This window comes from Rathayibacter sp. AY1D2, from assembly GCF_002932695.1.
In the GTDB taxonomy this organism is placed as follows: Bacteria; Actinomycetota; Actinomycetes; order Actinomycetales; family Microbacteriaceae; genus Rathayibacter.
Genome location: NZ_PSVX01000045.1, coordinates 1 through 11,964 on the forward strand (window position 1 = coordinate 1; position 11,964 = coordinate 11,964).

The window sequence follows — 11,964 nt, forward strand, 5'->3', positions numbered from 1 at the left end:
GCTCGCCTCCGGACGCCGCAGCTTCTACACGGCGCCGATCAAGGCGCTCGTCTCCGAGAAGTTCTTCGCGCTGGTCGACGTCTTCGGCGCCTCCAACGTCGGGATGGTCACCGGCGACTCCTCGGTGAACGCCGACGCGCCGATCATCTGCTGCACGGCCGAGATCCTCGCGAACCTCGCGCTCCGGCACGGCGAGGACACCCCGGTCGACCAGGTCGTGATGGACGAGTTCCACTTCTACGCGGACCCGGCGCGCGGCTGGGCCTGGCAGGTGCCGCTGCTCACCCTCCCGCACGTGCAGTTCGTGCTGATGTCGGCCACCCTCGGCGACGTGACGGCGCTCGCCGCCGACCTCAGCCGCCGTACGGGCCGGGAGACCGCCCGGGTCACCGGCGTGGAGCGCCCGGTGCCGCTGCACTACTTCTACGAGATCGCGCCGATCCACGACTCCATCGAGGAGCTGCTCTCGACGAACCAGTCGCCGGTCTACGTCGTGCACTTCTCGCAGGCGGCCGCTCTCGAGCGCGCGCAGGCGCTCACCAGCGCGAACATCGCCACCCGCGAGCACCGCGACCGCATCGCCGAGGTGATCGGCGGCTTCCGCTTCACCACCGCGTTCGGCAAGACCCTCTCCCGGCTGCTCCGGCTGGGGATCGGCGTGCACCACGCGGGCATGCTGCCGAAGTACCGCCGCCTGGTCGAGCAGCTCGCCCAGCAGGGCATGCTGCGCGTGATCTGCGGCACGGACACCCTCGGCGTCGGCATCAACGTCCCCATCCGTACCGTGCTGCTCACCGCGCTGACCAAGTACGACGGCACCCGGACCCGCCAGCTCTCGGCCCGCGAGTTCCACCAGATCGCCGGCCGCGCCGGTCGCGCCGGGTACGACACCGCCGGGACCGTGGTCGTGCAGGCCCCCGAGCACGAGTCCGAGAACCGGAAGGCTCTCGACAAGATGGGCGACGACCCGAAGAAGCGGAGGAAGTGGGTCGCCAAGCGCGCGCCGCAGGGCTTCGTCAGCTGGGGGGAGCCGAGCTTCCGCAAGCTCGTCGACGCGGAGCCCGAGACGCTGACCTCGCACATGACGATCACCTCGGCGATGCTGCTGAACGTGATCGCCCGCGGCGGCGACGCCTACGCGAACGTGCACGCCCTGATCTTCGACAACCACGAGCCGTGGAAGCGGCAGCTGCAGCTCGCCCGCCGGGCGCTCGGTATCTACCGGACGCTGCGGGAGGCAGGAGTGGTCGAGCAGAGCGTCGGCGCCGACGGCGTGACCCGCATCCGCCTGACCGTCGATCTGCAGCCGAACTTCGCGCTCAACCAGCCGCTCTCGCCGTTCGCGCTGGCCGTGTTCGACGTTCTCGACCCGGAGTCGCCGAGCTTCGCGCTCGACGTGATCTCGGTGCTCGAGGCGACCCTCGACGACCCGCGCCCGATCCTGGGGGCCCAGCAGTTCCAGGCCCGCGGGGAGGCCGTCGCCGCGATGAAGGCCGACGGGATCGAGTACGAGGAGCGGATGGAGCTGCTCGAGTCCGTCACGCACCCCAAGCCGCTCGAGGAGCTCCTCGACGCGACCTTCGAGACCTACACCGCGGCGCAGCCGTGGGTGAAGGACTTCGAGCTCTCGCCGAAGTCGGTCGTGCGCGACATGTACGAGCGGGCGATGTCCTTCGGCGAGTACACCGCCTTCTACAAGCTCTCCCGCTCGGAGGGACTGGTGCTGCGCTACCTGTCCGACGCGTTCCGCGCGGCCCGGCAGACCATCCCCGACGAGCTGAAGAACGAGGAGCTGCACGACCTGATCGAGTGGCTGGGCGAGCTCGTGCGCCAGGTCGACTCCTCGCTGGTCGACGAGTGGGAGGAGCTGGTCAATCCGGCGCTCCACGCGGCGGACCAGGCGATCGTGCCGCCCGCTCCGCGCCGCCTCACCGCGAACCACCGCGCCTTCCGCGTGCTGGTGCGCAACGAGATGTTCCGCCGGGTGACCCTCGCCGCCCTCGACGACCACGAGGCGCTCGGCGAGCTCGACGCCGCCGCCGGCTTCGACGCCGACGCGTGGGGCGCCGCGCTGGACGACTACTACGACGAGCACGACAGCATCGGCATCGGGCCCGACGCCCGGGGGCCGAAGATGCTGCTCGTCACGGAGGAGCCGACGCAGTGGCTCGTGCGGCAGATCCTCGACGATCCGGCCGGCGACCACGACTGGGGGATCTCGGCGACCGTCGACCTCGCCGAGTCGGACGAGCAGGGTGCGGCCGTCGTCCGCGTCACCTCGGTCGGCCGCCTGGACTGATCAGCGGCCGCGCTTCTCCCGGCGCTGCATCTCGGCGGCGATGTCCGCCTCGGTGATCTCCTTGCGGGCGGGACCCCAGATCGACGCGGCCTGGCCGACGACGCCGATCCCGATCCCGATCATCGGCCAGATCGGCCAGAAGTAGCCGTCGGCCCCTGTGCCGACCCAGACGGCGGTCGTGATCGCCGAGACGCTCGCCCATCCGCCGACCGATCCCAGGAAGTCGCGGCGCCGCTTGACCTCGCGCACAGCGAGCGCGCGCTCGGCGTCCTCGACGCGGGCGGTCTCCACCTCCTCGCCGGAGGCGGCCGCCGGGACGACCTCCGCGGACCGGTCTCGCCGGGCGGACGGATCCGGAGTTCCCCACTCGTTCGTCATGCGGCCAGCCTACGCACGGGCCGTCGGCAGCGGTACGCGGGCTTCAGGCGGCGGTACGCGGGCTCAGGCGGCGGTCGCCTGCTCCGGCTGGCAGTGCGGGCACCACCAGGTGCGGCGCTGCTCGGGGTCGTCGCGGACCTCGTCGCGGACGAGCACCGTCGTGCCGCAGCGCAGGCACGGGCGCCCGGCGCGCCCCGCGACCCAGTGCCGCTCGCCGCGGCGAGTGTCACCGGTGGTGGTCTGGAACATCCCCGGGATCGTGACGGAGGCGCGGAGGCCTCTCGCCGCGGTCGCCACGAGGGCGCAGACGTCGAGGGAGCCGATCGGCCGCCAGGGCCAGACCCCGCGGAGGAAGCAGACCTCGTTGGCCCAGAGGTTGCCGAGACCCGCGAGGCAGCGCTGGTCGAGGAGTGCGGCGACGACGGGCCGGTCCGGGAGGCGGGAGAGGCGCCGGACGGCCTCGTCGGCGTCCCAGTCCGCGCGGAGCGGGTCGGGCCCGAGGTGCCCGACGGCGCGCGGCTCGTCGCGGGTGGCGAGGAGCTCGACGACCGGGAGGTCGATGCCCCACACGGTCGAGTCGTCGTCGAGGCGGAGGCGGACGCGGACGTCCTTCTGCACCGAGCGGGGGACCGCTCGGCCGGGAGCGGTCACGGTCCAGGAGCCCTGCATCCGCAGGTGGGTGTGCAGGGTCGTTCCGCCGGAGAAGCGGGTGAGGAGGTGCTTGCCGTGGGTGTCGTGCTCGAGGATCCTCAGCCCGGCGAGGGAAGTGCCGGCCGCGTCCCCGGAGCGCAGCTCGCCCTCGAGGACGGTGCGACCGTCCGCCGCCCGCCTGAGGCGGGCGGCGAGACGGTGCACACTGTCTCCCTCGGGCATCCCCGAACTCTAGGAGCCGGAGCTCGCCGAGATCAGGGGTCGCGCGGGATCAGGCGCCGCGGTACGCCTGCTTGTAGACGCGCTCGGTGCCGTCGGGCGCGGTGACCTCGATGGTCGCCGTGCCGGCCTTGATGGGCTTGAAGACGGTCACGGTCTTCACCGTGAACGACTGGCCGGGCTTGACCGTCTTCTTCGTCTTGCTGCCGTACGCCGTCGTGATCTCGATCGAGACCGTCTCGTCGCCGTTGTTCACCGCCGACACCGTCAGCGTCCGCACGACGGCGAGGCGCTTGGTGGAGGCGGTGGTCGCGACGTCGATGACCGTGACGGGCTCGGGCTCCGGGTCCGTCTGGGTCTCGGGCAGGTCGAGGCCGACGACGACCGGGTCGTGGTCGCTGGAGCGGTACGCCGAGGTGTCGTAGAAGATCGTCGCGTTGTAGTCGTAGCGGCTGTACTCCAGTGCCACGGACTCGCCGCTGTTGATGTTCCAGGTGTCGACCCCGGTGACCGTCCTGTCGGCCGCGGGCGAGGCGAAGACGTGGTCCAGCGAGCCGACCGCGCCGTCGAACGAGTACGAGTACTTGCCGTCCTTCGCACCCTGGTCGGTGTAGCCGGCGTCGGTGATCACCTTCACCGGGTCCTCCTTCGAGTAGGCGTTGAAGTCGCCCAGCAGGTAGACGAGCTCGGTGGCCTTCTCGGTGCGGAGGCGGTCGGCGAAGGCGACGAGGGCGGTCGCCTGCTTCACGCGCGAGGCGTTCGAGGCGCCCTGGCCGTCGCCCTGGTCGGCGTCGGCGCCGGATCCGGAGCCCTTCGACTTGAAGTGGTTCACGATCGCGACGAACTCGCTGGCGCTGTCGCCGAGGAGGCGGAACTCCTGGGCGAGGGGCTTGCGGGCGTTCGAGAAGTTCACCGTGTCGTTGAGCACGACGGACTCGCCGACCGGCTCGATGACTGCCTTCTTGTAGATGAAGGCGGTGCGGATGACGTCCTCGTCCGCGAGCGCGGGGAGCGCTGCGGGGGAGGGGACGTAGGCCCAGACCTCGGAGCCGGCCGCCGTGTTCAGCGCGGCGGTCAGGGTGGCGAGGGCCTCGTCGCGCGGCTTGCCGAACTTGGCCGAGTTCTCGATCTCCTCGAGCGAGACGACGCCCGCGCCGAGGGTGTTGATCGCGGTCACGATCTTGGCCTGCTGGCGCTCGAGGTCGTCGGCGTTCGCCGCTCCGCGGGCGTCGCAGCCGCTGTTGACCGTGACCGGGTCGCCGTCGCGGTCGGTGTAGAAGGTGCAGCCGGTGATCGAGTCGCCGGTGGTGGAGAAGTAGTTGAGCACGTTGAAGGACGCGATCGACAGGTCGCCGCCGACGGCCTCGGGCTTCGCGGTCCGGGTGTTCGCGAAGGTCGCGGGCTGCACGTCGCCGGCGTTCTCGACGGTCAGCTGCGTGGTGGGCTGGAAGGCCCAGCCGCCGTTGCGGTAGTCGAGGACGACGGGGCGGGTGAAGGTCGCCGGAGCACCCACGCGGATCGGCGCGGTCAGGGTGAGGTAGGGCAGCGGGATCGCCTTGTTCGCGGCGGCGCCGAGGAAGTTGATCGAGGCGCCGTCGTCGAGCACGATCGCGCGCGCGGCGTTGTCGGCGACGACCGCGGCCAGCTCCGGCGTTCCAGGGCGGGCGACCTCGGTCGGGGTCAGCAGCGGCGAGTCGCCGGCGGTGAGGCCGACGGAGCCGAAGCTGTTGAGGTCGAAGGTGTCGGTCACGGTGAACGCGCCCTGCGGGGCGATCAGCATGCTCTCGAGCGTCTCGCGCTCCTCGACGGTGCGGGGGAGGCCGACGGCGGCCGCGATCGGCGCGACGGCCGGGGTGCCGAGCTTCTCGACGGTCGCGGCCGAGGTCGGGGTGAGCTCGGTGAGGCCGTTGAACTCGCTGACGGCGCCGGTGATGCGCAGGTTGTCGCCGATCGCGACCGCGCCGACCGAGGCGGAGGAGTAGACGAAGACGGCGTCGGAGGCGGTGCGGCCGGTGGTCTGCGCGCCGGTGCCGGCGGTCTGGATCACGTAGCCGTTGTAGCCGCCGGTGGCGTAGCGCGCGGTGACGACGCCGGTGGTGGTGACGGTCTGCCCGACGAGCGGGGACGCGGCTCCGGTGCCCTGGATCTCGGCGATCGAGACGGTCGGCGCGGTGGTCGGCGGGGCGGTCGGGGTCGCCGTGGGGGTCGCCGTCCCGGTCGGCGCCGGCGTCGGCTCCGGGGTGCTGCCGCCGGCGGACTCGGGGGTCATCGCGCCGACGGTGAAGTCGGCGGCGTTGGAGTCGGTATCGCCGGTCGCGGAGTCGGCGCGCGCGATCGACTCGGTCAGCGTCGGCGCGGTGGCGGCCGCCGACTCGAAGGTGTTGGAGGTGCCGTAGCCGAGCAGGTCGAGGACCGCGTCGGGCTGCTCGGCGGTGCCGGTCGGCGGGGCGACGAGGGTCGCGGTGCCCTCGACCAGGAAGAGCGTGCCGCCGGCGGCCGCGATGTTGAGGCCGTTCGCGGTCTGGTCGGCGGCGGGGAGCGGCGCGCCGTTGCTGCCGTTGCTCGCACCGGCGATCAGGAAGTGGCCCTCGGCGGGGACGGTGCCGGTGAGCGCGACGGTCGTCGTCGGGTTCGCCGTGCCGGTGGCCGAGCGGTACTGCAGCGAGAGGCCCGAGAGCGCGACGTCGGCGCCGGTCGGGTTGTAGAGCTCGACGAAGCGGTTGCTGTAGGTCGCGCCGGCCGAGCCGCCGCGGGCGAAGATCTCGCTGATGACCAGCTCGTCACCGCTCGGAGCCGCGGTGGCGGGGGTCGCGACCAGCGGCGTGGCGACCAGGGCGAGACCGGCGAGGGCCGCGAGGGCGAGGCGCCTCCTCGGTGTGCGGGCGCGAGGCCTGTCCGCGAGGGGTGCGGGGGAGTCGGGCATGGTGGTCCTCTCGATCGCCGCTCCGGAGAGCGGTGGTGCGTCACCGCACGGCGACGGCGACCCTTCGCCCCTGAAAGGGGCACAGTGAGCCACGCTATGCAGTGCGGGTGCCCGGCCTGTGAACCGGACGTTTCATGAACGTAAACTCACCCACCGACATCGGGGCCGCGGTCCCGTCTTCGCGGCCTCCGTCCGGGAACGCGGGCCATGATCGGGAGATGATCTCCTTCGAATTGGCCAGGGCGCTGCGGACCGCGGGTCTGCGCTGGGCACCGGTCACCGGCGACCGCTTCCGCATCGAGCGCGAGGGGTTCGACGGCGACGTCTTCACCGTGAGCGACATGACGATCGAAGCGCACGAGTACGAGACCGGCACGGTGCTCGGCTTCAACGGCACGACCGAGTGGGCGCTCGACTCCGTGGCGCTCGACGACTCGCTCTGGCTGCCGCGCGAGGACCAGCTGCGCGAGCTGCTCCGCGGTACGTTCCGCTCGCTGCGCCGCGTCGCGGCCGGCGGGCCGGTGCGCTTCGCCGTGACCGTCGAGCTCGCCGGCGAGCAGCGCGACTTCGAGGACGAGATCGCCGAGAACGCCTACGCGGAGGCGCTGCTCGCGCTGGTCAGCTCGGTCGCGGTCGACCTCGACGACGTGGACGAGCTCGCCTGAGCCGACGGGCACCTCTGCCCGTGGGGAGACGTCCCCATTCTTCGCGGCCCGCCCGCTCTCCACGATCGGTCTCGTCGGAACAGACGCTTCCGAGTCGAGGAGAACCCCATGCGAGACCTGCAGCAGCGACCGTCGTCCGGCACCACCGGGCGGACCACCGGACTGATCGCCTCGGGCGGCGTCCCCGTCCCAGGGGCCGAGGAGGCCTACCGCCGCTTCCTCGAGCTGCGGCGCGAGATCTACGTCGACGAGGCCGGCTTCCTCTCCGCCGAGCACGGGAGCGACGGCCGGGAGACCGACGAGGACGATGCTCGCTCGCTCGCCTTCGCGGTCGTCGAGGAGTGTGCGGGCGAGCTGCGGATCCGCGCCGCTCTCCGCCTGATCGTCAAGGGTCGCGCGACCCGCGCGGTGACCGACGACCGCCTCCCCGTCGAGCGGTACTGGCCGGAGGTCTTCGGCTCGAGCCCCGCACCGGAGCCCTCCGTCGAGGTCTCGCGCCTCGTCGCGCGGCACGAGAACCGGGCCGCGCAGCACGCGTGCGTGCTGGAGCTGTACGCCGCAGTCCTCGCCTTCCTCGACGAGGCCGGGATGCGCTCCGCCTACGGGCTGATCGATCCGGTGCTCGAGCGGTTGCTGCGCCTCTCGCTCACCGCCACGAGGATCGGCGAGCGGCGGTGGATCGGCGCGTACCGGAGTCACAACGTCGCGATCGCGATCGAGGTGCCGCCGATCAGGCGGCTCAGCCGCTGGCTGCCCGGCCGCCTCCTCACGGCGCGCGACATCCTGGTCGGGATCGACGACGAGCAGGAGCTGGCGGCGTGAGCACCGACGTGACGGCCCCCCGGTTCGCCAGGAACCTCGGCTTCTGGAGCGAGGCGGAGCAGGAGGCGCTGTGCTCGGCGCGGATCGCGCTCGCGGGCGTCGGCGGGGACGGGTTCCAGCTCGGGCTGAAGCTCGCGCAGATGGGCGTGCGCTCGTTCGCGGTCGCCGACCCGGAGGTCTTCGAGCCGGAGAACGCGAACCGGGTGCCCGGGGCGACGCTGGCGGCGGTGGGCCGGAACAAGGCCGAGGTGTTCCGCGAGTCGGTGCTCGCGCTCGACGCCGACGCGACGGTCGACGTCTTCCCCGCTGGTGTGCTCCCGGAGACGGCGCTCGGCTTCGCGCGCGGCGCGGACCTGGTCGTCGACGAGACGGAGGTGACGACCCCGGAGGTGGGCGTGCTGCTGGCGCGGACCGCCCGCGCGCTCGATCTGCCGGTGCTCTGGGTGATGAACGTCGGCTGGGCCGCGCAGGCGACGTCGTTCCACCCGAGGTCGCGGCACACCGTGGAGCGCATGCTCGGCTTCACGGAGGATCTGCCGCTCGAGGAGATCGCGCGGCGCCCGGCGGTGCTGGGAAGGACGCTGCCCGTGATCCCGCCCTACACCGACCTCCGGGTGCTGCGGGCCGTCACGTCGGCCGCTCCGGCGCCGCTGCCCTCGATCGCCCCGGGGGTCGACGCGGCCTCGGCGCTCGGCTCCGCACAGGCGTTCCTGCATCTCACGGCCACCATCGGCAACCGCCGGCCCCGCCCGACCTGGGCGCCGGCGTTCGCGCACGTCGACGTCTACGGGCGCACCGCCGGCACGGTCCGCAGGCCCCGGCTTTCGGCGGCGATCACCCTCGCGCGCGCGGCGGCCCGGGACGCGCTCGCGCTCAACCCGCGGGTGCAGTACTCCGACGAGGACCGCGAGCGGCGTGCCGCCTAGCGGACCTCGAGGTGCAGGCCCGGCTCGGTATCGGCGACGACGGTCGCGACCGCGCCCCGGCCGGGCGGCAGCAGCCTCACGGTGACGCGCCCGAAGCCGATCTGCTCGAAGGCGCGCGCGGCGGTCGCGGCCACGCGGTCGAGGGTGGACTCGTCGAGGTCGCCGTCGGAGTCGTCGAGGAGCACCACCTGGACCCCGCGCAGCCGCGCGGCGCGGACGCTCGCGACCAGCGGGTCGCGCACGAGGCCGAAGGCGCGGAGCCCGTCGCGGATGCCGGCCTCGACGTTGGCCGCGTCTCGTGCGAGGGCGGGGGAGTAGGGCTCGCCGGCGGCCGCTCGCGCGAGGAGCGGCTCCGCGAGGTCCGCGACCAGCCGCACGCGCTTCTCCCGCTCGGCGAAGCGGCCGTCGGCCTCCGCCGTCTCGGTGGCGAGGCGCTCGCGCTCGGCCCGCACCTCGCCCATCCGGCCGATGGCGTAGCGCAGGCCGAGGCGGAACAGGACGCCGCAGACGAGCAGGATCGCGTAGCGCGACATCGCCTCGAGGGCGAAGAGCGCGCTGTGGCCGCTGCCGAGGAGGCAGGCGAGCGTCACGGCTCCGACCGCGAGGTGGCCCGCGACCGCCGCGAGGATCCGCCCGCGGAGGCAGAGGGCGAAGAGCGGGAACGCGGTGCCGCCGAGGAACCAGGTGGCGAAGCTCCCCTCCCAGCCGGTGGGCTCGAGGGCCCACCAGCCCAGGGCCGAGGCGACCGGTGCGCCGGCCGCGACCAGGAGGGTGCCGGGGAGCGGGAGCGGATCGCGGGGGCGCCGGACGACCAGGGCGACGAGGAGGGCGACGATCAGCACCGACGCCGCCGTGAGCGCGGGGCGGCGGGACCAGTCGAGGTTCAGCGTTGCGAGGAGGACGTTGGCGCCGACGAAGAGGAGCCCGATCACCCGGACGTGGCCGCCGCCGAAGCCGAGCAGGTCGGAGACGTCGGCGCTCTGCTCGAGACGGCGCGGGCGGGTCACCGGCGCCACTCCAACCGCACCACGGTGCCCGCCTCGGAGGCGATCTGCGCGGTCGCCCCGGCGATCTGGGTCACCCGGCCGAGGATGCTCGTGGTCAGTCCCATCCGGTTCTGCGGCACGGCGGCGGCGACGAACCCGCCGCCGTCGTCGCCGACCTCGATCGAGAGCCCGCGCTCGTCGACGGCGAGGGACGCGCGGACGGCGGCGGGGGCGCCGTCCGTCGAGCGGGCGTGCTGCACGGCGTTCCGCGCGGCCTGCACGGTCGCGTCGATGAGCGCGTCGGCGACGGGGGAGGGGACGGCCACGGCGCCCGCCGCGATCCGGGTGCTGAGGACGGCGAGCGGCGCGGCCTCGGTGATCCGGACGGAGGCGGCGCGCACGAACTCGCCCGCGGTCAGCATCGCCCGGCTCGGGGTCGGGCCCGTCGGATCCGTCCGCCGGAGCTCCGCGAGGTGCGCGAGGGCGATCCGCGCCGCGGCTCGGGAGCGCTCGGCGGAGTGGCTGATCTGCTCCACGTTGAGCAGGAAGGAGAGGATCTCGTCGTGCACGAGCGCGCCGACCCGGATGCGCTCGCTCCGCCGCCCCGCTCGGCCGGCGGCACGGGCGGCCGCGAGCACCGACTCGCGCGTCGCGCGCTCGAGCGACCGGCCGGCGCCGAGGACCGCCTGGGCGAGCCCCGCGAAGACCGTGCCGATCATCGCCATGTCGACCGCCTCCTCGATCGCCACGACGGGCGATCCCGAGGTGGCGGCGCGGACGGCGAAGAGCAGGAGGCAGACGCCGGCCACGGCGAGCGGCACGAGGCGCGCGGGGAAGGCGACGGCCGCGGCGGTCATCGCCACGGGCACGGCATCGATCAGCCAGGAGGTGGCGGCGGGGCCGCTCCCGGGCGGCACGGCCGGGATCAGCGCGAGAGCGAGGACGGCGAACAGGACGACGTGCGCGCGGAGCACGGTCCGCACCGCGTCGAGGCTGCCGCGCATCGCGACGAGCAGGGTGACCAGCGGGGCGGGCAGCACCAGAACGGATGCGGCGACGGCCCAGAGCGGGGAGATCCCGAGAGCGGTGGCCGCATAGCCGAGCGCCGCGACGGCGTGGAACGCGATGCCGCCGATGCTGAATGCGACGACGAAGATCCGCTCGAACCGGTCGCCGATGCCGAAGCTCGGCTCCTCCGCCGCCGCGGCTCCGGATCTCACATCGGGCCTTCGAGCAGGCCGTCCTCGATCGCGCGGATGTAGAGCTCGACCTTGGTCCCCGCATGGCGGCCGACCCGCGCGTACTTGGCGCGGATCCGCCCGACGTAGTGGGTGACGGTGTCGCGGGACAGACCGGTGAGGGAGGCGACGCGCTGCGCCTTCTCGCCCGCGGCGTAGAGTGCCAGCACCTCGCGCTCGCGGGCGCTGAGTCCGGCGTCGGCGAGCTCGACGTCCGCGTCGAGGGCCGCGGCCCAGTCGGTCGAGGCGACCGCGACGCCGTGCGCCGCCGAGCGGATCGTCTCGAGGAGCACGGAGTCCTCCTCGGACTTGCGCACCATGCCGAGCGCGCCGGCCCTGGCCGCAGCGCGGACGGAGTCGGGGTCGTCGCCGGCCGAGAAGATCAGGACGCGGGTGCCGCGGCGCATCAGCCGGGAGACGTTCTCGCCGGCGTCGCTGCCGTCGCCGAGTCGCAGATCGAGGATGACGAGGTCGAAGTCCGCGGCGTCCTCCTCGATCTCGGCGACGGTGGCGGCGACGGCGTCGGCACGCAGGTCGTCGGTCCCGCGCAGCAGCTCGGCGATGCCGGACCGGACGATGGCGTGGTCGTCGATCACGCAGATCGAGCGCACGGGGTCGACGGCGAGGGGAGCGGCCGGCTCGAGGGGAGCGAGGGGCTCGGGAGAAGCGAGGGGCTCGAGGGGAGGTGCTGACTCGAGGGGTCGGGAAAGGGTGCTCACGGCGGCGGGCATCGGCGTCCTGGATCGTCAGGGGAGAGGCGAGCCGTCGGGTGGTCGGCATCGATGGCTGAAGTGTGCGATGCGCGCCGGGACGTCGCAAGGCGAAGCGACACCGCGTCCCAATCCGTGGTCTCGCGG

At 73.3% G+C, this 11,964-nt stretch carries 10 protein-coding genes; 4 read left to right on the forward strand and 6 right to left on the reverse strand.

The genetic code is table 11. The features are described from left to right. Window positions 1-2,299: RNA helicase (locus tag C5D04_RS12405; protein ID WP_104347779.1), on the forward strand; the 2,299-nt coding region annotated here is incomplete at its 5' end. Here the strand turns inward: C5D04_RS12405 and C5D04_RS12410 are convergent. The 3 genes from C5D04_RS12410 to C5D04_RS12420 all read right to left on the reverse strand — a co-directional run bounded on the left by C5D04_RS12410 (window position 2,300) and on the right by C5D04_RS12420 (window position 6,470). Beyond that, entirely contained in the window at window positions 2,300-2,677 is a 378-nt protein-coding gene (locus C5D04_RS12410; protein ID WP_104222259.1) for a 2TM domain-containing protein, read from the reverse strand. Between the two features lie 63 nt (window positions 2,678-2,740). Then, complete coding sequence (locus C5D04_RS12415; RefSeq protein WP_104267526.1) at window positions 2,741-3,550, reverse strand: DNA-formamidopyrimidine glycosylase family protein; 810 nt, start codon at window positions 3,548-3,550, stop codon at window positions 2,741-2,743. Window positions 3,551-3,599: 49 nt separating this feature from the next. Then, the gene (locus C5D04_RS12420; RefSeq protein ID WP_104267527.1) at window positions 3,600-6,470 is read right to left on the reverse strand and encodes an ExeM/NucH family extracellular endonuclease; all 2,871 of its coding nucleotides are present in this window, start codon (window positions 6,468-6,470) and stop codon (window positions 3,600-3,602) included. Between the two features lie 218 nt (window positions 6,471-6,688). Here C5D04_RS12420 and C5D04_RS12425 point away from each other — a divergent pair, with 218 nt between their 5' ends. From C5D04_RS12425 to C5D04_RS12435, 3 genes are all read left to right on the forward strand, one after another. Further along, window positions 6,689-7,135, forward strand: coding sequence for a hypothetical protein (locus C5D04_RS12425; RefSeq protein ID WP_104222265.1), 447 nt, complete (start codon window positions 6,689-6,691; stop codon window positions 7,133-7,135). A gap of 108 nt (window positions 7,136-7,243) precedes the next feature. After that, the gene (locus C5D04_RS12430) at window positions 7,244-7,957 is read left to right on the forward strand and encodes a hypothetical protein (protein ID WP_104262874.1); all 714 of its coding nucleotides are present in this window, start codon (window positions 7,244-7,246) and stop codon (window positions 7,955-7,957) included. Further along, a complete protein-coding gene (locus C5D04_RS12435) occupies window positions 7,954-8,883 on the forward strand; it encodes a ThiF family adenylyltransferase (protein ID WP_104267529.1) in 930 nt (309 codons plus the stop codon). The genes C5D04_RS12430 and C5D04_RS12435 overlap by 4 nt, the downstream gene beginning before the upstream one ends. Here C5D04_RS12435 and C5D04_RS12440 read toward each other — a convergent pair. From C5D04_RS12440 to C5D04_RS12450, 3 genes are read right to left on the reverse strand one after another with little or no spacing between them, the layout of a single operon-like run. Continuing rightward, the gene (locus C5D04_RS12440) at window positions 8,880-9,890 is read right to left on the reverse strand and encodes a hypothetical protein (RefSeq protein WP_104308094.1); all 1,011 of its coding nucleotides are present in this window, start codon (window positions 9,888-9,890) and stop codon (window positions 8,880-8,882) included. The two genes, C5D04_RS12435 and C5D04_RS12440, sit on opposite strands and share 4 nt — an antisense overlap. Then, the gene (locus tag C5D04_RS12445) at window positions 9,887-11,089 is read right to left on the reverse strand and encodes a hypothetical protein (protein WP_104262873.1); all 1,203 of its coding nucleotides are present in this window, start codon (window positions 11,087-11,089) and stop codon (window positions 9,887-9,889) included. Before C5D04_RS12445 ends, C5D04_RS12440 begins: the two co-directional genes overlap by 4 nt. Then, window positions 11,086-11,826, reverse strand: coding sequence for a response regulator transcription factor (locus tag C5D04_RS12450; RefSeq protein WP_104317710.1), 741 nt, complete (start codon window positions 11,824-11,826; stop codon window positions 11,086-11,088). The genes C5D04_RS12445 and C5D04_RS12450 overlap by 4 nt, the downstream gene beginning before the upstream one ends. Window positions 11,827-11,964: the final 138 nt, after the last annotated feature.